The following is a 23353-nucleotide window of genomic DNA, read 5'->3' on the forward strand; positions in this document are numbered from 1 at the left end:
GATGGGCGTCCGGAGGCTGGCTGCCGGCCTGCTCGCCGCCGCGACCACCGCGGTGCTCCTGACCGGCTGTACGGGCGACGGCCGGGGATCCGACTGCGACAGCGCTGGCGGCATCGTCGAGTGTGCCCCGGAGCAGCGCTCCGCCGCCCCGAAGATCGCCGGTGAGCTGCTGGCCGGCGGGTCCTACGACGTGGCCGACCAGCGGGGCAAGGTCGTGGTGGTCAACTTCTGGGGCTCCTGGTGTGCGCCGTGCCGGGCCGAGGCCGACGACCTGGAGAACACCTACCAGGCGACGCAGGACGCCGGAGTGACCTTCCTCGGCATCAACGTGCAGGACAGCCGGGACAAGGCGATCGCCTTCGAGGAGGGCCGGGTCAGCTACCCGAGCATCTTCGACCCGGGCAGCCGGCTCGCCCTCGACATGGACATCCCGCCGAACACCATCCCGGCCACCATCGTGCTGGACCGGGAGGGACGCATCGCCACCGTCGTCCGGGCGGCGGTCCGGCAGGAGGGGCTGCAACCGATCGTCGAGCGGATCGCCGCCGAGGCGGGCGCACCGGCCGGTCAGCGCTGATGGGTACGACATTCGGTCAGCTCGCCGAGTCCGGCCCGTTGCTGCTGGCGTTGGGCGCGGCGGCGCTGGCCGGTCTGGTCAGCTTCCTGTCCCCGTGCGTGCTGCCGCTGATGCCCGGCTACCTCTCGTACGTCACGGGGCTGGCCGGGACGGACCTCGAAGGCCGTCGCGAGTCGCCCGCCGTGCACGAGACACCGGGCGACGGGGGCGGCGTCGGCACCGCCGTACGTCAGCGCGCCCGGGTCGCCCCGGCGGTGAAGGGTCGGGTGCTGGCCGGGACGCTGCTGTTCATCGCCGGCTTCACCGTCGTGTTCACCGCCACCGCGGTCCTGTTCAGCGGCGTCGGTCGGGTCTTCTTCGACCACGAACGGACACTGGAGATCATCGTCGGCGGGCTCATCGTCGTGCTCGGTCTGGGCTACCTCGGTGCGCTGCCCGGGTTCCAGCGTGAGTTCCGGATCAACAGGCTGCCCGCCGCCGGCCTGGTCGGCGCGCCCGTGCTCGGTGCCGTGTTCGCGCTGAGCTGGGTTCCCTGCACCGGGCCCACGCTGGCCGCGGTGCTCGGCATGGCCACCACCAGCGGGCAGACCGACCGGGCGGTGGTGCTGGCCGTGGCGTACTGCCTCGGGCTGGGTCTGCCGTTCGTCATCTTCGGGCTGGGCTTCAACCGGCTGCTCGGGGTCTTCCGGACGGTACGCCGGCACAGCCGCTGGGTCACCCGGATCGGCGGGGCGTTGCTGATCCTGATCGGGCTGGCGCTGGTCACCGGCGGCTGGACCAACGTCGTGATCTGGCTGCAGACCACCGTCGGGGTGGGCAACTTCGAGGTGGGCATCTGATGACCGCCGTCGAGGACCGGCCCGCCACACCGGCCGAGGCACCCCGCCGCCGGCCCAACCCGCTGCTCGCGTTGCTGCGCAACTCGTGGCGGCAGCTGACCAGCATGCGTACCGCGCTGGTGCTGCTCTTCCTGCTCGCGGTCGCGGCGATTCCCGGTTCGGTGCTGCCGCAGCGTGGGGTCAACCCGGAGGACGTACGCGACTTCTACACCGCCAACCCCGAACTGGCCCCGGTGCTCGACCGGGTGGGCGCGTTCGAGGCGTTCAGCTCGGCCTGGTTCTCCGCGATCTACCTGCTGCTGTTCACCTCGCTGATCGGGTGCATCACGCCCCGGCTGCGCGACCACGTCCGGGCGCTGCGGGCGCGTCCGCCGGCCGTACCGAAGCGGTTGGAGCGGCTGCCGCAGCACGCGGTGGTGCCCGCGTCCGAGGGCGGCGCGGCGGCGGTCGCCGAGACGCTGCGGCGACGGCGGTGGCGGGTGGCGGTACGCGGCGACGAGGTCTCCGCCGAGAAGGGCTACCTCAAGGAGACCGGCAACCTGATCTTCCACACCTCGATGGTGCTGGTGCTGGTCGGTGTCGCGCTCGGCTCGTGGTACGGCTGGCACGGCAACCGGCTCCTCGTCGCCGGTGCCGACCAGGTCTTCTGCAACACCCGCCAGCAGTATGCCGAGGCCAAGCTCGGCCCGCGCGTCGGCGACGACCTGCCCCGGTTCTGCATGCAGTTGGACGAGTTCGACGCGCAGTTCCTGCCGAACGGCCAGGCGTCCTCGTTCAATGCGAAGGTGACCGTGGACGAGGACGGCGGCGCGCCGCGCCAGGCCGAGTTCTCGGTCAACTCGCCGTTGCGTCTCGACGGCGCGAACGTCTACCTGCTCGGGCACGGCTACGTCCCGTTGATCCGGTACACCGACCGGTTCGGGCGCACGCAGACCAGCGCCGTGCCGTTCCTCACCACCGGCGACATCGGGCTGACCGGTGAAGGGCTGGCTGCCTTCCCGGATGCCAACGTCGACCCGGAGACCGGCGAGCGGAACCCGGACCTCCAGGTGGCCTTCTCCGGGCTGTACCTGCCGACCGCACCGCAGCAGCCGCCGTTCGTCCGCTCGGAGCATCCGACCGAGCAGAACCCGCTGCTCGACCTGGTCGGGTACCGGGGCAATCTGGGGCTCGACGCCGGTATCCCCGGCTCGGTCTACCAGCTCGACAAGCGTCAGCTACGCAACGGCCGGCTCACCGAGATCGGGGCGAAGCAACTGCGGATCGGCGAGAGCTGGACGCTTGACGACGGCACCACAGTCGAGTTCGTGGGCACGGAACGGTACATCGTGCTGTCGGTACGGCACGACCCGGGCACGATGCTGCTGCTGGTCAGCTCCATCGGGCTGGTGCTGGGGCTGATGGGTTCGCTCTTCGTCAGGCGTCGGCGGGTGTTCGTCCGGTTGCTGCCCGCCGGTCCGGGCGACCCCGACGGTGGATCTCCGACGGGCGGTAGTAGTTTGGTCGAGGTGGCTGGTCTGCCGCGTACCGAGCATCCCGGGTTCGCCGCCGAGTTCGCCCAACTGGTCGCCGCGATCGGCGCCGGTGAACGAACCGGCGACGCCGGCACCGACCCGGGCACGCCGGCCCGGGCGCGGGAAGGAGCCGAGTGATGTCCGCACTCTCCGATCAGTTGGTGTCGATCGCCACGCTGGTGTACCTGCTGGCGATGATCAGTCACGCCGTCGAGTACGCCCTGGGCAACTCGCGCGCCAGGGCGGTCGCGGCACCGGCCCGCGAGCTGGCCGGCGCGGCGGTGGGCGCAGTCTCGACCGGCACGGTGGCGGCCGGTTCGGTGGCGGCCGGCGACACCTTGGTGGCTGGTGGCACGAGCGGTGGCGTTGTGGGGAGCACGGCGGCGTCGAGTCGGGCCGAGCGCACCGCGCGGCGGGCGGAGCTGGGCGGCCGGATCGCGGTTGGGCTGACCGCCGTGGCCGCCGCGCTGCACCTGGCGGCCCTGGTCACCCGCGGCCTCGCCGCCGACCGGATGCCGTGGGGCAACATGTACGAGTTCGTGCTCACGGTCTCGTTCATCGGGGTCGCCGCCTGGCTGACAGTGCTGGTGAAGTGGCCGTTCCTGCGCCGCCTCGGGCTGTTCCTGACGCTGGTGATGGTGCTGCTGGTGGCCACCGCCGAGCTGGTGCTCTACACCCCGATCGTGCCGCTGGTCCCCGCGCTCAACTCGTACTGGTTCGTCGTGCACGTGTCGACGATCGTCTTCGCCTCGGGCCTGTTCCTGCTGGGCGTGGTGCCGGCGGCGGCGTACCTGATGCGGGCCGGGTACGAGAACGGCAAGCGCAGCTTCCCGTACACGCTGGCGAAGCGGCTGCCGGCGGCGGCCGGGTTGGAACGGCTCACCTTCGTGCTGCACGCCTTCTCGTTCCCGATCTTCACCTTCGCGGTGATCGCCGGGGCGATCTGGGCTGAGGCGGCCTGGGGCCGCCCGTGGGGCTGGGATCCGAAGGAGACCTGGGCGTTCATCTCCTGGGTGGTGTACGCCGGCTACCTGCACGCCCGCGCCACGCCGAGCGTGCGCCGGAGCACCGCCACCTGGCTGGCCATCCTCGGCTTCCTGACCGTGCTGATGAACCTCTTCGGCGTGAACATCTTCTTCGAGGGCCTGCACTCCTACGGCGGCCTCTGACCCGCAAGAGGTATAACTGCACTTATAATAACTGTGGTTATACATCTTGCAGGGTGGTGGTCGTGAGCCTCATCAAGCCTCCGGAGATCTTCGATCGAGACGTCGAGTGGGCCGAGTTGGCCCGGTTCGCCACCGACGAACGGCCCGGCGCCACGTTGGGCGTGGTCAGCGGACGCCGCCGGCAAGGGAAGACCCTCCTGCTGTACGAGTTGGCTCGCGCCACGGGCGGCTTCTACTTCGGGGCTACCGAGGCGACTTCGACGGAATCGCTTCGGCGGCTCGGGGAGGCGCTTGGCCGGTACACGGACAGTCCAGGTCCGGTGCACCTGGCGGACTGGTCGAGTGCTGTCGACGCGCTGTTGGCCCTGGGCCGGTCTCGGCCGGTCCCGGTGGTGATCGACGAATTCCCCTACCTGGCTCGGGCGAGTCGCGACCTGCCGTCGGTGATCCAGCATGCGTTCACGCCGGGCCGACCCGAGCGGACCGGCTCGCATACCCGCCTTCTACTTTGCGGCTCCGCGCTTTCCTTCATGGGCGGGTTGCTGGCCGGCTCCGCGCCGCTCCGGGGGCGGGCCGGGCTCGAACTGCCGGTCGCTCCCCTCGACTATCGGGCGGCCGCGGCCTTCTGGGAGATCAGTGATCCGTTGCTCGCGGCCAAGGTGTTCGCAATCGTGGGTGGCACACCGGCCTATCGCCGGGAGTACGTCCAGGACGACGCACCGGAAGGGCCTGACGACTTCGATGACTGGGTGGTGCGTGCCGTGCTGAATCCCGCCCGGCCGCTCTTCCGCGAGGCGCGGTATCTCCTCGCTGAGGATCCGGATCTGCGGGACGCGGCGCTCTATCACTCCGTTCTCGCGGCGGTGGCCGAGGGGAACGGCACGCGCGGCGGGATCGCTGGCTTCATCGGGCGCAAGAGCACTGACCTGCACCACCCGCTCACCGTGCTGGAGGATGCCGGCCTCCTGGTTCGGGAGCCGGACCCGCTGCGTAGCGGCCGTAGCCGTTACCGCATCAACGAGCCCTTGATCACCTTCTATCAGGCGGTCATGCGGCCGGCCTGGACTGCCTTGGAGCAGCGGCGGGGCCCGGAGGTCTGGCGACGTTCCCAGCGGCGGTACGCCAGCGCGGTGCTCGGTCCGTCGTTCGAAGAGGTCGTCCGGCAGTGGGCAGTACGTTTCGCCGCTCCCGAGACGTTTGGCGGCATCGCCGCCGAGGCGAGTCCCGCCGTTCTCGTCGATCCGGTCAGCCGGACCGGTCTGGAACTGGACCTCGTCGCGCTCGGCGAGCCGCCACTCGGCGACGGGCCACGACCGCTGCTCGCCGTCGGCGAAGTCAAGTGGGGGCGGATGTTGGGCCTGGCTGACCTGGACCGGCTCGCCCGGGCGCGAGACCTGCTCGTCGCTCGTCCCGGTCTGGACGCCCGGGACACCCGGTTGCTGCTGGCCAGTGGCGCGGGGTTCACCGATGACCTGTGGGCGGCCAGCCGCCACCGGTCCGACGTGCTTCTCGTCGACCCCACGCGTCTCTACACCGCCGACTGACCCGTCACCTGGATCTGTCGATGTTCCGCCCGATGCTGCGGTGAGGCGCGCACCCATGGGCACCATGCTGCCGTCTCAGCTTCAATGTCGGGCCGACAGCGGCCGGTGCAGCGTGTCGCTCACCCGCAGGGTTACCTGGTAGGCGACCTCCGGTACATCGGACAGCTCGATCCGCTCGGACCGCAGGGCGAGCTGTGCGTGCAACTCACGGGCGATGGCGTCGCGCAGCTCGACCTGTAGCGGCGACAGCCCGTCCGGCTGACCCACGACGTACGCATCCGGCATTGCCCAATGCTGTCGTCGCCCGCCGTCCCGGTCCACCACTGGTGAGATTTCCCCCAGGTGCGTCGAGATCTTGGACATTTCCCGTTATTCGCTAACGGAAAGTGTCCAAGAATTGCTCGACATAGTGAGTGCCGGCGGTCACCGGAGGGCTCGGCGGGAGAGGAAGTCGGCTCGGCGGATCACCTCGGGCAGGCGGTAGCGCGGGCTCAGGTCGAGCGTGATCGTGGTCGCCTGGTCGAGGCTGGTGCGGTGACCGACCGAGACGAACACCGGCTTGACGTCGGTCCGCGTACGCAGCACCCGACCCAGCACCTCGTCGCCGTCGCACAGTGCCGACCAGTCGCCCCGCCGGGTGCCCGGATCGTCGTACGCACCGACGAAGGGCGTCTTCGCCACCCCGAAGGTGGGCAGCCCGGTCAGCACGCCCAGGTGGCAGGCGAGCCCGAACCGCCGGGGATGGGCGATGCCGTACCCGTCGCAGACCACCACGTCGGGACGATGGCGGAGCCCGCCCAGTGCCGTGAGCAGGATCGGCACCTCCCGGAAGGCCAGCAGCCCCGGCACGTACGGGAAGCTCACCGTGCCGGGTACCACGGCCGACTCCACGTCGACGCCGGTGCTCAGGTCGACGACGACGGCGGCGGCGACGATCCGCGACGATTCCTTGTGGTACGACACGTCCACACCCGCGACCAGCCTCGGCGCGACGTCCAGGCAGTCGACCAGGTCGAGGCGCTGCCGCAACTCCTGCTGGATCCGCTCCGCCTCGGCCACAGACTCCGGGGAGGTGACCGCCGCGCCCAGTTCCTCGACCACCGCCGGCTCGGTGTCGGAGTGGGGCCGGTCGGCAGGGACGATCGTCATGAGGTGCGAGCGTACGACCAATCGCGGTGCGGCGGCGGTCAGTCGGTGGGCTGTGGGCGAAGGGCTCGTGGGGCGGCCCAGCCGAGGAAGCGGTCGTGCAGCGCAGCGGGCTTCGGTGCGTCGTGCGGGTTGAGGCGGTACAGGTCCTCGACGGCGTCGTACAGCATCCCGCCGAGGTAGATCGACAGGACGACCGGGCTGTCCCGGTAGTCGGCCAGCAGAGTCAGCCGGGCCGTCGCGCAGGACCATGGTGCGGCGCAGGCCCGACACAGCCAGAGCGGCCGAAGCGGTGCGTGAAGCTGCGGCGTCATCCGGGTCCTCCTTCCTGCGTGGCGTGGGTCTCGCGGGGTGCGGTGGGGTCCGCCCGCACGATGCGCCGCCGAGCGCCGGCTCGACGTCCATGACCTGGGTCGGTGCGTCGGCCGGCACCCGCCGTGACCCGGGCTGGAGGCGGGGCCGTCCGTCGCCGACGTGCCGGACGGCCCCGCTTCGGTTGCGCCCGTCCTTTTCGGGTCGGATCCGGGCGGTTCCGATGGGGACAGTCTGGGCAAACGCCGACTACGCTCGGAAGGCAACCGATCGCCCTGTGTGCCTGGCGTGGCCGCCGGTGAGGGCGGTGAGAACGGCGGGCGTGCTGGTGAGGAGTGGTGCGGGTGGACGAGCGGTCGCGGGTGCTGATTGAGGAGCTGCGGCACATGCGGGCGGCGCGCAGGGTGACCCAGGAGGACCTGGCACGGGCGATCAACTACTCGCCGTCCACTGTGGCCATGGTGGAGACCGAGGCGCGTAAGCCGCCGCCCAACTTCTGGGAGCTGGTGGACGGTGCGCTCGACACCGGCGGCGCGTTCGTCCGGATGCTGGCCCGGTTCGGCTCGCCGCAGTGGATGCGGGAGTGGGAGGCCAACGAGCGGCAGGCCACGGTGCTGCGCTCGTTCCAGAACACGGTGGTGCCGGGGCTGCTGCAAACCTCGGCGTACGCCCGCGCGCTGTTCCGCAGCGTCGGGCTCTACGACGAGGCGGAGGTGGAGCGGCGGGTGGAGGCGCGACTGGCCCGGCAGGCGGTGCTCACCGGCGAGCGACCGCCGCAGCTGGTCACCGTGCTCGACGAGCACGTGCTGCGCCGGCCGGTCGGCGGGCCGGTGGTGATGCGCGAGCAACTGTGGCGGCTGGTCAAGCTGGCCACCGAGCACGCCCGGGTACGGCTGCACGTGGTGCCCGCCTCGGTCGGCGCGTATCCGGGTGTTGCCGGGGCCTTCGTGCTGGCTACCCTTCCCGGTGGGGAGGATGTGGCCTATCTGGACGATCAGCTCAAGGGCCAGGTGATCGACCACACCGAGGACGTGCTGGCGATCCGGGCCTCCTGGGAGGCGATCCAGGGCGAGGCGCTGCCGCCCCGGCAGTCGATCGAGTTGTTGACGGAGGTGGCGGAGTCATGGCGGAGTTGACCGACGCCCGGTGGCGTACCAGCACCCGGAGCAGCACCAACGGCGGAGACTGCGTCGAGGTGGCCGACAACCTGCCCGGCCTGGTCGCGGTCCGGGACAGCAAGGACCGCGACGGCGCGGTGCTGACCTTCGGCCCGGCGGCCTGGCGGGCGTTCGTGCGGTCGACGTCCCGGCCCTGACCGCCAGCCGTCTCCGACCGCACCTCGGGCAGTATCCGGTGCCGGCACCGGCTGCCGCAGCGGTTCAGATCGGTTCGTCGCGGTCGCGTAGTTCGTTGCGCACGGTGGCGGGGACCACGAGCCGTTCGTCCGCGTACAGCAGGCGCAGCTCTTCCGCGTGCTCGTCAGGCTCGCGGGTGAGCCGGGCCAGCTCGTCGAAGAGGGCCATCCGCTCATCGTCGAGCTTCTCGAAGGGGGCGGGCATCGCGCCCCAGACGTCCCATGGCAGCAGCTCCACCGCGTGCAGCGCGGCGGCGTCGCGCATCAGATTGCCGGCGATCCACCACCAGCCGCCCTCGTTGATCACGCTCAGCCCGAAGGCGTCCGGGTCGGCCGCACCGGCCCGGCAGCGGACCCACGCCTCACCGGCGACCAGGAACCGGTCCCGGGGCACGTCGGTGGTGTCGAAGTCGATCCCGAACAGCTCCCGCTGGCGCTCGTCGAGCTGTGCGTCGACCATGATCCAGCGCAGTTGCTCGGCATGCCAGTACTCCGCGACCCAGTGGTCCTCGTACCTGCCGTCGATGAAGTAGTCGCCGAACCCGCAGCGGGCACGGGCCGCCACCCCCCGGGCGCGCAGCGCCGTGACCAGCAGCAGCGAGTAGTGCCGGCAGTTGCCGGCCACCCGCTGCTCAGGAATCCGCGCAACGGTCAGCGGCGGGTCGTCCGGCCCATCCGCGATGCGGGCGAGGATCTCGTCGGCGGGCCGCAGGTGGACGGTCTGCCGCTCGGCCTCGGTCAACGTGACCCCGTACGCCCCGGCGATGTGCTCGTGGATCAGCAGCCCCTGGATCGTCCGGGCGATCTCCGCCGGGTCGGACGGCACCGCTTCGAGCAGCGCGGCGAACGGCCCGGCGGAGGTCAGTCGGCCCGGCCGCGCGAAGCGGGAGAGGTTCGTCCGGTCCTGGTCCATCTGTCACTCCTCGGGAGAATGCGGCCACGGCGGAACGCAGAGATCCCTGCTGCGGCACCGCAGGCGGGCGACGCAAGCATCGCAGGATCTGCCGTGTCGCGGTGTCCCCCGCGATGCGTTCGCGCTCAGCTCGACCGGGTCGAACCCGCTCAGTCCGTGCGAGCTGGCTCCGTCGCAGCCGGCCCGGCCGCACGAGACCCCGCCAGCCCGACCCGGCCGGTACCGAGCGCCGCGGGGGTGGGGCGCGCCACAGGGCGTACGGCCACCCGGCGTGGGCAGGACCAGAGAGCGTAGGACAGACTTGCGGGCATGGCGGCTCGTGGCTTCCCGTACACCGATCTGAAGGATTTTCTCGCGGCGCTGGAGCGCGCGGGCGAACTGCGGCGCGTCAGCGTCCCGGTCGACCCGACGCTGGAGATTAGCGAGATCGTCACCCGGACGGTGCGGGCAGACGGGCCGGCGCTGTTGTTCGAGCAGCCCACCCGGGGCGAGATGCCGCTGGCGATCAACCTGTTCGGCACGGAGAAGCGCACCGCGATGGCGCTCGGCGTCGAGTCGCTTGACGAGATCGGCAACCGGATCGGCGAGATGCTCAAGCCGGAGCTGCCGGTGGGCTTCTCCGGCATGATGGGCGGCCTCGGCAAGGTCATGCAGCTCAAGTCGATGCCGCCCAGGAAGGTCAAGACCGCGCCCTGCCAGCAGGTGGTCTACCGGGGTGACGACGTCGACCTCAACCGGCTGCCCGGGCTCCAGGTCTGGCCGGGTGACGGCGGGATCTTCCACAACTTCGGGTTGACCCACACCAAGCACCCGGAGACCGGCAAGCGGAACCTGGGCCTCTACCGGCTCCAGCAGCACAGCCACAACACCCTCGGCATGCACTGGCAGATCCACAAGAACTCCACCGCGCACCACGCCGTCGCCGAGCGACTCGGTCAGCGGCTGCCGGTCGCGATCGCCATCGGTTGCGACCCGGTGGTCAGCTACGCGTCCAGCGCTCCGCTGCCCGCCGACATCGACGAGTACCTGTTCGCCGGCTTCCTGCGCGGCGAGCGGGTGGAGATGGTCGACTGCCTCACCGTGCCGTTGCAGGTGCCGGCGCACGCCCAGGTGGTGCTGGAGGGCTACCTCGAACCGGGCGAGCGGCTGCCGGAGGGGCCGTTCGGCGATCACACCGGCTTCTACACGCCGGTCGAACCGTTCCCGGTGCTGCACGTCGAGGCGATGACCATGCAGCGCGACCCGGTCTACCACTCGATCGTCACGTCGAAGCCCCCGCAGGAGGACCACGGGCTCGGCAAGGCCACCGAGCGGATCTTCGCGCCGCTGCTGCGGTTCCTGATCCCGGACATCGTCGACTACGACCTGCCGGCTGCCGGCGTTTTCCACAACTGCGCGATCGTGTCGATCCGCAAGCGCTACCCGAAGCACGCCCAGAAGGTGATGAACGCGATCTGGGGCGCGCACATGATGTCGCTGACCAAGCTGATCGTGATCGTGGACGAGGACTGCGACGTGCACGACTACCGCGAGGTCGCCTTCCGCGCGTTCGGCAACGTCGACTACGCCCGGGACCTGCTGCTCACCGAGGGCCCGGTGGACCACCTGGACCACTCGTCGTACCAGCAGTTCTGGGGCGGCAAGGCCGGCATCGACGCCACCCGCAAGCTCCCCGAGGAGGGTTACCACCGCGGCTGGCCCGAAGAAATGACCATGGCCCCCGAGGTTGTCTCCCTGGTCGACAAGCGCTGGAAGGAGTACGGCATCTGATGGCCACCGCCGCCGCTGTGCAGCCGACCGAGCGCCCCGGGCGCGTGAAGTCCTTCCTCAAGCTCGTGGCGATTGAGCACTCGGTGTTCGCGTTGCCGTTCGCGTATCTGTCGGCGCTGGCGGCGATGTGGGTGGACGGGGGGCGGGTTCGGTGGGTGGATCTGCTCCTGATCACTGTGGCGATGGTGGGGGCGCGGACATTCGCGATGGCGGCGAACCGGATTCTGGATCGGCGGATCGACGCGCGGAATCCGCGTACCGCCAATCGGGAACTGGTGACCGGGGCGGTGAGCCTGCGGACGGCCTGGACCGGCGCGGGCGTCGCGCTGGCGGTCTTCCTCGCCGCCGCCGCCCTGCTCAACCCGCTCTGCCTGGCGCTCGCGCCGCTGGCCGTGGTGCCGCTGGTGGTCTACCCGTACGGCAAGCGGTTCACCAACTGGCCGCACGCCATCCTGGCCGTCGCCCAGATGGTCGGGCCGGTCGGTGCCTGGCTCGCGGTGACCGGCACCTTCGCCGGCTCGGGACCGGCCTGGCTGCTCGGTGCCGCCGTCGGCCTGTGGATCGGTGGGTTCGACCTGATCTACGCCTGCCAGGACGCCGAGGTCGACCGCGAGATCGGCGTGCACAGCGTGCCGGCCCGCTACGGGCTGCGTTTCGCCCTGCACGCCTCCACCGTCGCGCACGTGGTCACGTTCGCGTTGTTCGGCTGGTTCGGCGTGCTGGTCGGCTTCGGCTGGCTCTGGTGGATCGGGCTGGCTTTCACCGCCGTCGCCTTCGGCTACCAGCATCTGGTGGTCACGCCGGCCGACCTGAGCCGGGTCAACCGGGCGTTCTTCACCGCCAACGGTTTCGTCGGCATCGCACTGTTCGCCTTCGCCCTGCTCGACCTGGTCTTCCGGCTCGGCCTGCGCGCCTGACCGGCTCGCCGTCTCCCGATCACCTGCCGGACGGCACGGCGTAGCGGGCGCTCTCCATGGTCCAGTCGATGGTGCCGCGGACGGCCCGGGACACCCCGTCGAGATGGGCGGTGACAGCCGGGTCCAGCGCCGGACCGAACGAGGGCATCGTGGCGCGCAGGGTGACGAACCGGTGCATCGACTCGTGCCAACGCTGGGCCGCCAGCTCGACGGCGGCGGGGACCGGCACCCGATGTGCCGCAGCCAGCGCCAGCACCAGGTTGTGCCCGCCGGACACGGCCGCGTCCCGATCCAGAGAGGCGATGTCATTGAACCAGGAGAGCAGGTCGTTGCCGGCGTCGCGGAGCTGGGCCAGCCGTGGATGGTGATAGACCGGTTCGGGCAGCGGCCGGCCGGTGACGAACTCCACCAGCGGATACGACACGTACGCCGCCGAGGTCGCCCGGCGCAGCTCGACGTACTCCTCGACGTCGGGCGCGTACCCGGTCACCTTGTTGACCGCTTCCCGCCAGGTGCCGTCGAGGTGATGGGCGACCGCATCGGCGAAGCGCAGCCGCCAGCGGGCCGGCATCCGACGGTGCGGCTCCCGCCAGGCGCTGACCAGCAACTGGCGTAGCGGACCGGTCAGCCCCGGGTGCCGCAGCCGGAAGCGCAGCAGCGCGACCGCGCCGTCCCGCAGGGCACGGATCTCGTCCGGGCCGGTCCGTTCGGGCCCGTCGCAGGCGTCGTCGACCAGGAAGAACCAGGTGAACAGCGCGGTCAGGGTACGCAGGTCGGCCTCGGTGGCATCGGGGTAGAGCCGCCCCGCGTAGCGGGCGAAACCGGCCCGCCCCAGCCGCTCCCGCGTCGGCGTGTCCAACGGCAGCCCGGACACCAGCCAAGCCTGCACCTCGTCGGCGTACCGGGAGAGCTGTGGCGCGATGGGGCAGGCGGCACGCAGCGACGGCAGGATGTGGCGGGCGGAGCCGGCCGACGACGAGATGGTCCCACGTCCTTCCGGTCGGCCCCACGGTGCTTTCGGTCCCCGGCAGCATGCCAGCTTGCGGTGGTCGCCGCAGACCCGCCGGGCAACGGTGGCGTAACGGCTCAGCCTGCGGCGATCATGGGCACCTCGGACAGGGTTCCCGGGGTGCTCGACCGGAGCCGACGGTGACCAGGCAGGCTGAGGGCATGCGCGAACCATGGGTGGTCGGGGTGTCCGGGGCATCCGGCACGCCGTACGCGGCCGCAGTCGTACGGGGGCTGCTCGACGCCGGGGAGCCGGTGGACCTGATCGTCTCCCGGGCCGCCCGGCTGACCGTTCTCGACGAGACCGGACGGCCGTTCCGGGACGCCCACTGGGCCGAGGACCTGGCCGTCTGGCTCGGGCGGGACACCGCCACGGCGGACCTGCGCCACTGGCCCGCCGGCGACCTCGCCGCCGGACCGAGCAGCGGCTCCTACCCGGTACGCGGGATGGTGGTGGTGCCCGCCAGCACGGCGGCCTGCGCCGGCATCGCCATCGGCCTGTCCAAGGACCTGTTGCAGCGGGCCGCCGAGGTGAATCTCAAGGAACGTCGGCGGGTGGTCGTGGTGCCCCGGGAGACGCCGGTGACCCGAAGTCACCTGGAACACCTGATCGCGCTGCATGACGCCGGCGCGGTGGTGCTGCCGGCCAGTCCCGGCTTCTACGGTGCGGGTGCCGCCGCCTCCGGAGCCCAGTTGGTGGACTTCGTGGCGGGCAAGGTGCTCGACGCCCTCGATGTACCGCACACCCTGTTCAAGCGGTGGGCCGGAAAGTTGAACGCGGACCGGACCTGACGGCCGGTCCGCGTCCCGACCCGCACTTCAGTACATGCCGGCATTTGCCGGGCCCGCAGGGCCGGTCGAAGCGGCCGGGCCCGCATTGCGCGGTCTACCCATCTCGTCCGCCTCGTCCAGCATGCCCTCCCCTTCAAGCAGGGCTCGCACCTCGGATTCCCGAAACCGGCGATGCCCTCCTGGAGTCCGGATGCTCCCGATCCGGCCCGCCGCCGCCCATCGCGTCACGGTTTTCGGGTCCACCCGAAACAGTGCGGCGACTTCACCCGGTGTCAGCAGGCGATCTCCAGTGTCCACAGCCCCCTCCTCGCGTCGACGAAGCCCCCGGCTGAACACACTGCCCCCGGCCGGTGCGAGCCCAGAGCCGTCATGAGGGACGTATGGCAATTACAGCACCAGCGACCTGGCGTGTCCGCCAAACGCGAAAAACGCACTGAGTGGGAAGTTAGTAAATGGTACCGGCGTCGCGCCCTCCGAACCCCGGGTATGCGAACTGTCACCCGCCGCCAGATCAAACGGATACCGGAGTCCGGGTGTCACGCAGCGCCGACTAGGGTCACAGTCCGTGGACGCCATCGACCTCAATCTCGTGGACCTGCTCCGCGGCAACGCTCGCCTGTCGTACGCCGAGTTGGCCCGCCAGGTCGGCCTTTCCGCTCCGGCGGTGCACGAAAGGGTCGGGAAGCTGGAGGCCGGGGGCGTCATCCGGGCGTACCGCGCGGAGGTCGAGCCGGAGACCATCGGGCTGGGCGTGACCGCTCTGATCGGCATCGTGGAGGACTCCGGGGCGGACACCGACGACGTGCTGGAGGCGTTCCGGGCCATACCCGAGATCGAATCCTGCTACTTCATGGCCGGCGTCGAGTCCTTCCTGCTCAAGGCCCGGGTGGGCACCATCGCCGAGCTGGAGCAGTTGATCGTACGGCTGAACCGGACACCCGGGGTCGCCTCCACCCGTACCGGCATCGCGCTGTCGACCAAGTGGGAGAACCGCCCGCAGTCGGTGGCTCCGCCGACGGCCTGAGCCGGCGCACCCCAGGTCGGCTTGCTAGGTTTCCGAGCGTGACTCATCTCGACCGGTGCGACGAGGCCAGCCGGCGGTGGGTGACCGAGGCGATCGCGGCGGTGGAGGCGGACGCGAACCGGTCCGCCGACACCCACCTGCTGCCGTTCCCGCTGCCCCGGCACTGGGGGATCGACCTCTACCTCAAGGACGAGTCGGTCCACCCGACCGGGTCGCTGAAGCACCGGCTGGCCCGCTCCTTGTTCCTGTACGGGCTCTGCAACGGCTGGATCGGACCGGCCACCACGATCGTCGAGGCGTCCTCCGGCTCGACTGCGGTTTCCGAGGCGTACTTCGCCCGGATGCTCGGGTTGCCCTTCATCGCGGTGATGCCCGCCTCCACCTCGCCCGAGAAGATCGCCCAGATCGAGTTCCAGGGCGGCCGGTGCCATCTCGTCCGGGACCCGGCGAAGGTGGTCATCGAGGCACGCTGGCTCGCCGAGGACTCCGGCGGGCACTACATGGACCAGTTCACCTACGCGGAGCGGGCCACCGACTGGCGGGGCAACAACAACATCGCCGAGTCGATCTACGCGCAGCTCGCCCTGGAACGGCATCCGATACCGGCCTGGATCGTGGTCGGCGCGGGTACCGGCGGCACCAGCGCCACCATCGGCCGCTACGCCCGCTACCGGCGGCTGCCCACCAAGCTCTGCGTGGTCGATCCGGAGAACTCCGCGTTCTACCCCGCCTGGCAGGCGGCCGACTGGTCGGTGCGCACCGGTCGGGGCTCCCGGATCGAGGGCATCGGCCGGCCGACCGTCGAGGCGTCGTTCCTGCCCTCGGTGGTGGACCGGATGGTGCAGGTGCCCGACGCGGCTTCCCTGGCGGCCATGCGAGCCGCCTCGGCGGTGCTGGGCCGGCGGGTGGGCGGCTCGACCGGCACCAACCTGTGGGGTGCCTTCGGCCTGATCGCCGAACTGCTGGCCGCCGGCCGGACGGGCTCGGTGGTCACCCTGATCTGCGACGCGGGCGACCGGTACGCCGACACCTACTACGCCGACGAGTGGGTGGCCGGGCAGGGCCTCGACCTGACGCCGCACCTGGCCACCGTCGACCGCTTCCTGGCCGACGGCTCCTGGCCGACCTGACCGCCGACCTGAGCCGCCGGCCAGGAGCGCTCACTGGAACAGCCGCACGATGAACTGGGCCGCGGTGCCGGCGATCGTGTTCTGCAACACCGGCCCCAATCCGCTGCCGACCGCCCGACCGAGGTTGCCGAAGCGGCCCTTCTCCGCGCCGACGTGAGCGGCGGCGGCTGTTGGGTCGACGACGTTGCCGTGGTTGTCGACGTGTCCTTTCTCCTGTAGCACGGCAATCAGCTCAATCAGCTCGGACAACGCTGGTCCGACGATTTTGCCGATTTGTACCTGGCCGTTGCTCATGTTTATCTGGTCGCCGTGGACATGCTCAGTCACCGCGTGCTACCTTCCCGATCTGGACGCCGCCGCCCATCATGTTGATTTCGTCTCCGAATACCAGCTTCCGGTTGTCGATGTTCTGGACGATCTCCCGGGTCGGCGGATTCTCGAGAGCGTTCGCGATCAGGTTGACCAGACCCTCAACCATGGCGCGGTCGGTGCTCACAAGCGCCGCACTGGTAGCCCCGTTCGTCTCGACCACCAATGCGTACTGGGTCGCCTGGCGGGCTAGCCGGATCGCTTGCCAGACGTGATACGCGATCACGCCGAGCACGGCGGCGGCGACCAGGACGAGCGCGAAACCCGGAAGTTCCATCTGCCCGACGCAGCAGAGCAGCAGCACTCCGCCGGCGAACCAGCCACAGGCTCGGGCGATCGCGCGCCCGATGCCCCGACGGTCCGGTTCGGACATCAGCGATCGGACGCGAGCGATGCTGCTGAGCTGATAAACGTCGCCGCCGATCCACAAGGTGGCTCGGTTGACTCTAATCTGTGTGACGCCGGAATGCTCCGTCACGTTTGCTCCCCCTTCTGCGCGTCGGGCCGTCGACTTGGGTGATGCATTTGCATCTCAAGTCAGAAGCGATAAGCCGGGTGCGAATTGATTACGCGAACCCTACTCCGGCAATCGATGCGGTCCCACCGACGGGACTGTCGGGAAAGTGACAACGCTGCAATTGTTGCTTTTTCTGAGAAGCAATCGGCGCTGTCAATCACCGAATGGTGGATAACGTTTCCCCGACCGTGGTCGGGTGGTCATCGGACGTGCGGGCAGGCGGCACCGCAAGGAGGGGAAGAGCGATCCCGCCTGCGGGCGGGTGTGGGCTGTCCGTCGACGGCTGGCAGCCGAAGGGCCGGGACGCACGGCGGCCCGCGGCGGAAGGCTCAGCGGGGGGCCGCGCGCTCGGCCAGACCCGGGTAACGCAGGACGTAGCCGTCGGCGTCCACCTCGACCTCGGCGCTGAAGCCGCCGCTGGCGTACCGGAACCGGTTCGGGCCCAACCCCGTGTAGAGCTGCTCGGTGGGGAGCACGGTGAGGCTGGGCAGCAACACCCAGGCAACGCTTATCGAGTGCGCGGTGTCGGGGGGTGCCGAGTCCAGGCCGAGCCGGCGCAGCGGCAGGGTGTTGAACAGCGGGGAGCCACCCAGATCCACGTCGAGGGCGTCGGCGAGCCGATCCGGGTCCTCCACGCCGGGCAGCCCGGCCGGGGCGTGCCCGGCGGCGGTCAGGACCGCGTCGAGGTCACCCTGCTCGGCGGCGGTCACCCGCCACCGCTGCGTCGCCCGTTCCAGCCGTACGCTGCGCCGCCAACCGGCGCCCTCGACCTCGACCTCAAGACGGACACTGGCCCAGTCGGTATCGGTGGTCACCTGGTAGCGGCAGGTGTAGGGAACCGGGTCGACGGCCAACTGGGTGCCCTGCGCCGCCAAGCCGTGGCCGTCGTCGACCAGGGCGTGCTCGGCACCGGCGGTGTCCGTACGGGTCCATAGCAGTGACTTCGGCGTGGTCGGCATGAGCCGGACGTTACGCCACCCGGCGGAGCCGGGCAGCGTATGCGCCGAGGATCAGCACCGCGCGCGGAACGCGGTTGGTCAGTAGCTGCGAACCCGTGGTCGGCCGCCCGTCCCACGGCGGTCCTCGCGTGGCCGGTCGTGCGTGTTCCAACCGTCCGACCGGCCGCCCCGGTCGCTGCCGAAGCGGCGTTCGCCGCGCGGGTTGTCGTGGTACCGGCGGTCGCCCGGTGCCTGCTCCGCGAAGCGACGTTCGCCCCGGTGACCGTGATCGGCGTAGCGGCGCTCGCCGGTCGGCCGGTCGCCGAAGCGACGGGGGCCACCTGGCCGGCTGCCGCGCCGGGGCTGCTGCTCCGGCTCGTCGCGTACCGGCACCCCGCTCGGCTCCCGCGCCCCGGTCAGCTCAGCCAGTACGGGGTCGCCGACGCGTACCCGGGACTGGGCCGGCTCCACACCGGCCTTCTCCAGCATGGCCAGGGTGGTGCGGCGCTGCTTCGGCAGCACCAGAGTGGCCACCGCGCCGGCCTCACCGGCCCGGGCGGTACGCCCCGCACGGTGCAGGTAGTCCTTCGGGTCCTTCGGCGGGTCGACGTGCAGCACGAGGGAGACCCCGTCGACGTGGATGCCCCGCGCCGCGACGTCGGTGGCGACCAGGACGTTGGTCCGGCCCTCGCGGAACTCCGCAAGCGTGCGGGTGCGCATCCGCTGCGTCTTGCCCCCGTGCAGCCCGCCAGCCCGTACGCCGACGGCGGCGAGCTGCGTGACCAGCCGGTCCACGCCCAACTGGGTACGGGCGAAGACGATGGTCCGGCCCGCCCGCGCGGCGATCGACGCGGTCACCGGGAACTTCTCCTGCGGCGGGATGAGCAGCAGGTGGTGGTCCATCGTGGACACCGCCGCGGTCGGCGGGGCGGTCGAGTGGGTGACCGGGTCGGTCATGAACCGCCGCACCAGCGCGTCGACGTCGCCGTCCAGAGTGGCCGAGAAGAGCAGTCGCTGCGCATCCGCCGGCGTCTTCGCCAGCAACTCGGTGACCTCGGGCAGGAAACCCATGTCGGCCATCTGGTCGGCCTCGTCGAGCACGGTGATCTCGACGTCGTCGAGCTGGCACACACCACGGTCGATCAGGTCGGCGAGCCGACCCGGGGTGGCCACCACCACCTCGACGCCGCGCCGCAGGGCATCGATCTGCCGGTCGTACGGCACGCCGCCGACGGCGGTCTTGAGGAACACGCCCACGGCCTTGCCGAGCGGCAGCAGCGCGTCGTTGACCTGCATAGCCAGTTCCCGGGTGGGCACCAGGACGAGGGCCCGTGGATGCCGGGGCCGGGCCCGCTCACCGGCGGCGATCCGGGCCAGCAGCGGCAGCCCGAACGCGAGAGTCTTGCCGGAGCCGGTCTGTCCACGGCCCAGCACGTCGCGCCCGGCGAGCGCGTCCGGCACGGTGGCCTGTTGGATCTCGAACGGAGTGGTGATGCCCTGCCGGTCCAGGGCGCGGACCAACTGCCGGGGAAGCCCGAGCGAGTCGAAGGTGACCGGGGTGGTCGTGCCGGCCGGCTGCGGCGCGGCGGGAAGGTCGGGGGAGAACGGGGGCATGCCGAGGTCAGCGGAGGTGGTCAAGAAATGCCTTTCGAGCGGGGCGCATCTTCGCGATGTCCCGCTGCGGCCGTGGCCGCCGGATCTTCCGCAAGAACGCCCATGGGCGCGTGTGCACGCGCCAGGTCAATGATCAGCGACCAGTGTACGGCGGTCGGCGCGGGTCCACCCGCGCCGGAGTCGGGTAGTGGGCGGACTCACCAACGATCCGGAAGCCGTCGGTCGCCTGGCAGGCCACTGCTGGCGCTGGGCAGCGCGTCGTTTGCGACGAGCACCACCATGACGCTGATCGCCACCAGCACCCCCAGCGCGACGGCCATCAGGATCACGACCCGGAGCGTGCTGCGCGACCGCTCCGCCGCCGTGTCCGCCCAACCCTGAGCCAGGATGTGCCCGGTCAACGAGCCGGAGGTCTCCTGCTCCCCGGTCGGGAAGGCCACCGTCGCGGAACTTTCCAACCCCGCGTAGTACGCGCTCAGGTCGGAGCCGCCGGGACGCTGCGTCGGTGCTACCCCTGCCGGACGGTGCGAACGCTCCGTCCCGGCCGGTCGGTGCGTGTGCTCTGCCTCGGTCGGTCGGTGCGCGTGATCCGCCTCACCGGGCGGCCGGGCGCCCGCCATCGCCCCGGTCGCGGAAGTCCCGGCCCACGCGGCGGGTTCGGACGTGCTGCTCTGGTTTCGCGTCGCACCCGGATCACCGCCCGGCACGTCCACCGCCGCGAGCGACCCGGGTGAGCCTGCGACCGATCCGGCGGAACCCACGATCGACCCGGAGCCGGCGGGGCGTGCGACCGATCCGGCGGGATTCGCGAGCGATCCGGAGCCGGCGATCGAGCCGGCGGAGCCCGGACGCAGGCCCGGGCGGGACGAGGGTCGGGGCGCTACCCCCGGAGAGCTGGGGGTGGGCTCGTCCCGGCGGCCGCCGGGATTGGTTGGTGGCGGCCAGACCGGTAGCGCCGGTGCCGGCACGACGGGAGCCGCGGCGGCTTCGCCAGGGCCGGCGGGCGAGCCGCTTCGGGACCCGACAGCGGACGGCGTGGGCCGGGTGTCGGCGGCCGCCGGAGCGAAACGGGTGTCGGCGGCTGGCGGCGGCGGAAACGGCGGTGCCGGCATCGGACCCGGTGGCGGCGGTGGGGCCGGAATCGGGGGACCGGGAGGTGGTGTCGGTGGGCCCGGCATCGGCGGCGTGGGCCGAGGGCCGGGCGGCGGCGTGGGCCGAGGGCCGGGCGGCGGAGCGGGGGCCGGTCCGGGCGGGTACGGCCCGGGCGTCGGTGGAGTCGGCGCTGGCGAGGGCGGTGCCGGCGACGGCGGGGTCGGCCCAGGTGGGACCGGCCCGGGAACCGGAGGGTGGGGTGCGGGTTCCGGCTCGGGTGCGGGTGGCGTCGGCGGTTGGGCCGGCGCCGGTGGCCGAGCGGGCTCGGGAGGCTCGATCGGCTCCGGTTCGGTCGGAGCGGATCGGTATACGCCGGGTGCCTTCCCGCCGCTGGCGGACTGCGCCTCGTCCACGCTCACCCGGCTGAGTCCAGGTATCCGGACGCTGGCCCGGGCCGGCTTCGACACGTGGGCCGGCTTCGACACGTGCGGCTTCCGGTCCGGCTGGGTTGCCTCCCGCTGCCCCGGTACGCCGGCCGGGCCGGTGACCGAAGCAGATCCGGCGGGCGGGACACCTCCGCTCGCGCCGACCGGTCCGGCGGTGGCCGTGGCCCGGTACGTGGTGCCTGCTCCTGCTCCGGAAAGTCCGGCGGTGGCCGATGGGTGGCCATGAGCCACCGCGCCGGGTGACGTCACCTGGGCGACGCCTGCCCGACCCTGGACCGGACCGGTCGGCCGGTCGGCTGCACCCGTCGTCGGGCGGGCAACGGCGTCCGTCGTCGGCCGGTCGGCGGTCGACGACGAACCGGCAGTCTCTGCGGGTGCCTCGTCGACTGCCTGGTCTGCGGCGTTGCCGGTGGTCGCTTCCGGCTCGGCGGTGGCGGTGGGGGCAGGCGGCGGACCCACCGGCCCCGCCGGAACCTCTTGCTCCGTCATCGTCGCCTCCGCGCCACGCTCGCCACCGGGCCCGTACCGTCGGACCGGGAGTGCCTGAGTGACACCGTGCCACATTCGACCCGTGCGGCACACCCGGAGCGCGCTACCGCGTCGCGGTGTCACCGGCCGCCCGGCGTCTCGGACATCGACTGGGATGGATGGGCTTCGGCCTCGTGGCGCCTGCGGGCGGCTGCGGTGTCGGCTCAGGTCACCGTCCGCCGACCGTTGACGGGCTGGCCGAGACGCTGTCTTCGGGTGCCGCGCTGCTGGCCGCCGGATCGGTGGTGCCGGCGGCGGTGGGCGGCGCGACGCTGCTGGCCCCGAGGGTCGGTTCGGTGTCCTCCGGCGGGGACGTGGTCACGGGCGGGGAGGTGGTCACGGGCGGGGAGGTGGTCACCGGGGGCGAGGTGGTCGCGGGCGGGGTTGCCGACGGGGTGGTGGATCCCGATGGGCTCGGCGTCGGACTGACCGACGGCGTGGTCGAGGGTTTCGGCGTCTTGGTGGGCTTCGGCGTCGGCGTCGGCGTCTTGGTCGGCGTCGGCTTGGGCGTCGGCTTGGGGGCCGGCGGCTGCGACGGGGTGGGCGAGGAGGTCGGTGCCGGAACGGCACCCACCACCCGGGTTGCGGCGTAGAGCCGCGACCAGCGAACCGTGGAGATCTTGACCACGTCACCGGTGGTCGGCGCGTGGATCATTTTGCCGCCGCCGACGTACATCCCCACGTGGTGGATGCTCTGCCAACTGCTGCCCGAGGCGAAGAAGAGCAGGTCGCCGGGAAGCAGCGCGGTGCGAGGCACCGTCCGTGAGCTGGTTGCGCGGTACTGGTCCCGGGAGACCCGCGGCAGCTGTCGGTAGCCCGCGGATCGGTACGCCGCCCACATCAGGCCCGAGCAGTCGAACGAGTTCGGGCCCTCGGCCGCCCAGACGTATGGGTCGCCGAGCTGTTTCCGGGCGTACGCGACGGCGGCCTTTGCCGTGGGGTGCGCGGCCAGCCCACCGGCGGACTGGTCGACGTAGTCGGCGCCGATCTGCTGCTCGGCGGCCTCCTGCTGGCGAGCCAACTCGACCAACTGCGCGGAGTTCTCGTCCCGCAGCTTGATCAGTTCCGCCTCGGCTTCGCGCAGCGCCTGCCGGGTGGCGGTGTACTGCTGCTGAACGCCCTGAAGTCGCGACTGGGCGGCCGCGTGCGCCTGCGTCGCCACCTGCTCGGCGGCGCGGGCGCGCGTCAGCTCGCCAGTGGCCGGGCCGGTGTCGTGCCCGACCTTCTCGCCCCGGTTCGCCCGGCTGAGCAGGTCCAGTTCGCGCAGGTCGGTGGCGAAACCGCCGGGTGGTAGCGCGGCGGCGGCCTTGATCGCCTCGGCGGCGGCCTGGTCGGCACGCTGCTGCGCCTGCTGGGCCGTGCCCCGGGCAAACTCCAGATCACGCTCGGCGGTGAGGAACTGGGTCTGCACCTCGTTGCGCTGCTGTTCGAGTTCGAGTAGCCGGGTGCCCAACTCGGCGACCCGCGCCTCCGCGGCGGTGATCCGGGTCTCCAACGCGCTGGCGCCCGGAGTGCCGAGCGTCGGTGGCGTCAGGCCCGGGGTCGTCCCGGCGGGCATGCCGGGCAGTTGGAGAGGCCCGGTGGCCGTGGGACGGGAACCGGTGTCGGGCACCGTCACGGGTATGCCGGGCTCGGCGTAGGCCGGTGCGGCGAGGACCGTACTGGCGACCGCGGCCAGCAGGGCGGACCAGAGCGCCGGCCGGAGCACCGGTGAGACCACCGGGCCTCGTCGCCGCTGCCGTCCGTCCGCGCTGTCGATCATTCCGCTCCCCGTCCGGCGTTGCTCTGCCACGCCCGGTCGGCGCGGCGGTTCGGGACGCTACCAGTGTGTGTCGTGCCC

General features: G+C 71.5%; 24 protein-coding genes. 12 read left to right on the forward strand and 12 right to left on the reverse strand.

Annotated elements, in window-relative coordinates:
• Nucleotide 1 precedes the first annotated feature (1 nt).
• From O7601_RS08350 to O7601_RS08370, 5 genes are all read left to right on the forward strand, one after another.
• Nucleotides 2-577, forward strand: coding sequence for a TlpA disulfide reductase family protein (locus tag O7601_RS08350; RefSeq protein ID WP_281565620.1), 576 nt, complete (start codon nucleotides 2-4; stop codon nucleotides 575-577).
• On the forward strand, nucleotides 577-1416 hold the full coding sequence (locus O7601_RS08355; RefSeq protein WP_281565621.1) for a cytochrome c biogenesis protein CcdA: 840 nt from the start codon (nucleotides 577-579) through the stop codon (nucleotides 1414-1416). The genes O7601_RS08350 and O7601_RS08355 overlap by 1 nt, the downstream gene beginning before the upstream one ends.
• The gene (locus O7601_RS08360) at nucleotides 1416-3068 is read left to right on the forward strand and encodes a cytochrome c biogenesis protein ResB (RefSeq protein ID WP_281565622.1); all 1653 of its coding nucleotides are present in this window, start codon (nucleotides 1416-1418) and stop codon (nucleotides 3066-3068) included. Before O7601_RS08355 ends, O7601_RS08360 begins: the two co-directional genes overlap by 1 nt.
• Nucleotides 3068-4099 (forward strand): c-type cytochrome biogenesis protein CcsB, encoded by a 1032-nt coding sequence (ccsB, locus tag O7601_RS08365; protein WP_281565623.1) that lies wholly within the window; start codon nucleotides 3068-3070, stop codon nucleotides 4097-4099. The genes O7601_RS08360 and ccsB overlap by 1 nt, the downstream gene beginning before the upstream one ends.
• A gap of 62 nt (nucleotides 4100-4161) precedes the next feature.
• Nucleotides 4162-5643, forward strand: coding sequence for an ATP-binding protein (locus O7601_RS08370; RefSeq protein ID WP_281565624.1), 1482 nt, complete (start codon nucleotides 4162-4164; stop codon nucleotides 5641-5643).
• A gap of 81 nt (nucleotides 5644-5724) precedes the next feature.
• Here the strand turns inward: O7601_RS08370 and O7601_RS08375 are convergent, their stop codons facing one another.
• The 3 genes from O7601_RS08375 to O7601_RS08385 all read right to left on the reverse strand — a co-directional run bounded on the left by O7601_RS08375 (nucleotide 5725) and on the right by O7601_RS08385 (nucleotide 7103).
• A complete protein-coding gene (locus O7601_RS08375) occupies nucleotides 5725-5928 on the reverse strand; it encodes a hypothetical protein (protein ID WP_281565625.1) in 204 nt (67 codons plus the stop codon).
• Nucleotides 5929-6066: 138 nt separating this feature from the next.
• Nucleotides 6067-6702 carry a deoxyribonuclease V gene (nfi, locus tag O7601_RS08380; protein ID WP_281566845.1) on the reverse strand — a complete coding sequence of 212 codons (636 nt, stop codon included), beginning with the start codon at nucleotides 6700-6702 and terminating at the stop codon, nucleotides 6067-6069.
• 128 nt (nucleotides 6703-6830) lie between these two features.
• On the reverse strand, nucleotides 6831-7103 hold the full coding sequence (locus tag O7601_RS08385; RefSeq protein ID WP_281565626.1) for a hypothetical protein: 273 nt from the start codon (nucleotides 7101-7103) through the stop codon (nucleotides 6831-6833).
• Between the two features lie 342 nt (nucleotides 7104-7445).
• On the opposite strand from O7601_RS08385, the gene O7601_RS08390 reads away from it, so the two are divergent.
• Entirely contained in the window at nucleotides 7446-8237 is a 792-nt protein-coding gene (locus O7601_RS08390; protein WP_281565627.1) for a helix-turn-helix transcriptional regulator, read from the forward strand.
• Nucleotides 8225-8416: a DUF397 domain-containing protein gene (locus O7601_RS08395; RefSeq protein WP_281565628.1), complete on the forward strand. Its 192-nt coding sequence runs from the start codon at nucleotides 8225-8227 to the stop codon at nucleotides 8414-8416. The genes O7601_RS08390 and O7601_RS08395 overlap by 13 nt, the downstream gene beginning before the upstream one ends.
• Before the next feature lie 64 nt (nucleotides 8417-8480).
• Here the strand turns inward: O7601_RS08395 and O7601_RS08400 are convergent, their stop codons facing one another.
• Complete coding sequence (locus O7601_RS08400; RefSeq protein ID WP_281565629.1) at nucleotides 8481-9368, reverse strand: transglutaminase domain-containing protein; 888 nt, start codon at nucleotides 9366-9368, stop codon at nucleotides 8481-8483.
• Between the two features lie 309 nt (nucleotides 9369-9677).
• On the opposite strand from O7601_RS08400, the gene O7601_RS08405 reads away from it, so the two are divergent.
• Entirely contained in the window at nucleotides 9678-11138 is a 1461-nt protein-coding gene (locus O7601_RS08405; RefSeq protein WP_281565630.1) for a menaquinone biosynthesis decarboxylase, read from the forward strand.
• The gene (gene mqnP, locus O7601_RS08410; RefSeq protein WP_281565631.1) at nucleotides 11138-12055 is read left to right on the forward strand and encodes a menaquinone biosynthesis prenyltransferase MqnP; all 918 of its coding nucleotides are present in this window, start codon (nucleotides 11138-11140) and stop codon (nucleotides 12053-12055) included. Before O7601_RS08405 ends, mqnP begins: the two co-directional genes overlap by 1 nt.
• A gap of 19 nt (nucleotides 12056-12074) precedes the next feature.
• Here mqnP and O7601_RS08415 read toward each other — a convergent pair whose 3' ends face one another.
• Complete coding sequence (locus O7601_RS08415) at nucleotides 12075-12944, reverse strand: terpene synthase family protein (protein WP_281565632.1); 870 nt, start codon at nucleotides 12942-12944, stop codon at nucleotides 12075-12077.
• A 281-nt stretch (nucleotides 12945-13225) separates the two neighbouring features.
• Between O7601_RS08415 and O7601_RS08420 the strand changes: the two genes are divergently transcribed.
• Nucleotides 13226-13855, forward strand: coding sequence for a UbiX family flavin prenyltransferase (locus tag O7601_RS08420; RefSeq protein WP_281565633.1), 630 nt, complete (start codon nucleotides 13226-13228; stop codon nucleotides 13853-13855).
• A gap of 27 nt (nucleotides 13856-13882) precedes the next feature.
• On the opposite strand, the gene O7601_RS08425 is transcribed toward O7601_RS08420, so the two are convergent.
• Nucleotides 13883-14152 carry a BldC family transcriptional regulator gene (locus tag O7601_RS08425; protein WP_281565634.1) on the reverse strand — a complete coding sequence of 90 codons (270 nt, stop codon included), beginning with the start codon at nucleotides 14150-14152 and terminating at the stop codon, nucleotides 13883-13885.
• Between the two features lie 268 nt (nucleotides 14153-14420).
• Here O7601_RS08425 and O7601_RS08430 point away from each other — a divergent pair, with 268 nt between their 5' ends.
• Both O7601_RS08430 and O7601_RS08435 read left to right on the forward strand, forming a co-directional pair.
• Complete coding sequence (locus O7601_RS08430) at nucleotides 14421-14879, forward strand: Lrp/AsnC family transcriptional regulator (RefSeq protein WP_281565635.1); 459 nt, start codon at nucleotides 14421-14423, stop codon at nucleotides 14877-14879.
• Nucleotides 14880-14917: 38 nt separating this feature from the next.
• Nucleotides 14918-16009, forward strand: coding sequence for a PLP-dependent cysteine synthase family protein (locus tag O7601_RS08435; RefSeq protein WP_281565636.1), 1092 nt, complete (start codon nucleotides 14918-14920; stop codon nucleotides 16007-16009).
• A 30-nt stretch (nucleotides 16010-16039) separates the two neighbouring features.
• Here O7601_RS08435 and O7601_RS08440 read toward each other — a convergent pair whose 3' ends face one another.
• The 6 genes from O7601_RS08440 to O7601_RS08465 all read right to left on the reverse strand — a co-directional run bounded on the left by O7601_RS08440 (nucleotide 16040) and on the right by O7601_RS08465 (nucleotide 23275).
• Nucleotides 16040-16303, reverse strand: a complete 264-nt coding sequence (locus O7601_RS08440) for a hypothetical protein (RefSeq protein ID WP_281565637.1) — start codon at nucleotides 16301-16303, stop codon at nucleotides 16040-16042.
• A 25-nt stretch (nucleotides 16304-16328) separates the two neighbouring features.
• Complete coding sequence (locus O7601_RS08445; RefSeq protein WP_281565638.1) at nucleotides 16329-16856, reverse strand: DUF6232 family protein; 528 nt, start codon at nucleotides 16854-16856, stop codon at nucleotides 16329-16331.
• Between the two features lie 368 nt (nucleotides 16857-17224).
• The gene (locus tag O7601_RS08450; protein WP_281565639.1) at nucleotides 17225-17854 is read right to left on the reverse strand and encodes a putative glycolipid-binding domain-containing protein; all 630 of its coding nucleotides are present in this window, start codon (nucleotides 17852-17854) and stop codon (nucleotides 17225-17227) included.
• 78 nt (nucleotides 17855-17932) lie between these two features.
• A complete protein-coding gene (locus O7601_RS08455) occupies nucleotides 17933-19471 on the reverse strand; it encodes a DEAD/DEAH box helicase (protein WP_348650238.1) in 1539 nt (512 codons plus the stop codon).
• Between the two features lie 173 nt (nucleotides 19472-19644).
• Complete coding sequence (locus O7601_RS08460; protein WP_281565640.1) at nucleotides 19645-19905, reverse strand: hypothetical protein; 261 nt, start codon at nucleotides 19903-19905, stop codon at nucleotides 19645-19647.
• 1777 nt (nucleotides 19906-21682) lie between these two features.
• On the reverse strand, nucleotides 21683-23275 hold the full coding sequence (locus O7601_RS08465) for an NlpC/P60 family protein (RefSeq protein WP_281565641.1): 1593 nt from the start codon (nucleotides 23273-23275) through the stop codon (nucleotides 21683-21685).
• Nucleotides 23276-23353 lie beyond the last annotated feature (78 nt).

Source organism: Verrucosispora sp. WMMD573, assembly GCF_027497175.1.
Classification (GTDB): domain Bacteria; phylum Actinomycetota; class Actinomycetes; order Mycobacteriales; family Micromonosporaceae; genus Micromonospora.

Coding starts and splice junctions, on each gene's coding strand:
- O7601_RS08465 (WP_281565641.1), bottom strand. CDS start 23,275: ATGATCGACAGCGCGGACGGACGGCAGCGGCGACGAGGCCCGGTGGTC.
- O7601_RS08395 (WP_281565628.1), top strand. CDS start 8,225: ATGGCGGAGTTGACCGACGCCCGGTGGCGTACCAGCACCCGGAGCAGC.
- O7601_RS08375 (WP_281565625.1), bottom strand. CDS start 5,928: ATGCCGGATGCGTACGTCGTGGGTCAGCCGGACGGGCTGTCGCCGCTA.
- O7601_RS08405 (WP_281565630.1), top strand. CDS start 9,678: ATGGCGGCTCGTGGCTTCCCGTACACCGATCTGAAGGATTTTCTCGCG.
- O7601_RS08385 (WP_281565626.1), bottom strand. CDS start 7,103: ATGACGCCGCAGCTTCACGCACCGCTTCGGCCGCTCTGGCTGTGTCGG.
- O7601_RS08355 (WP_281565621.1), top strand. CDS start 577: ATGGGTACGACATTCGGTCAGCTCGCCGAGTCCGGCCCGTTGCTGCTG.
- O7601_RS08350 (WP_281565620.1), top strand. CDS start 2: ATGGGCGTCCGGAGGCTGGCTGCCGGCCTGCTCGCCGCCGCGACCACC.
- O7601_RS08360 (WP_281565622.1), top strand. CDS start 1,416: ATGACCGCCGTCGAGGACCGGCCCGCCACACCGGCCGAGGCACCCCGC.
- O7601_RS08440 (WP_281565637.1), bottom strand. CDS start 16,303: ATGAGCAACGGCCAGGTACAAATCGGCAAAATCGTCGGACCAGCGTTG.
- O7601_RS08420 (WP_281565633.1), top strand. CDS start 13,226: ATGCGCGAACCATGGGTGGTCGGGGTGTCCGGGGCATCCGGCACGCCG.
- O7601_RS08400 (WP_281565629.1), bottom strand. CDS start 9,368: ATGGACCAGGACCGGACGAACCTCTCCCGCTTCGCGCGGCCGGGCCGA.
- ccsB (WP_281565623.1), top strand. CDS start 3,068: ATGTCCGCACTCTCCGATCAGTTGGTGTCGATCGCCACGCTGGTGTAC.
- O7601_RS08450 (WP_281565639.1), bottom strand. CDS start 17,854: ATGCCGACCACGCCGAAGTCACTGCTATGGACCCGTACGGACACCGCC.
- mqnP (WP_281565631.1), top strand. CDS start 11,138: ATGGCCACCGCCGCCGCTGTGCAGCCGACCGAGCGCCCCGGGCGCGTG.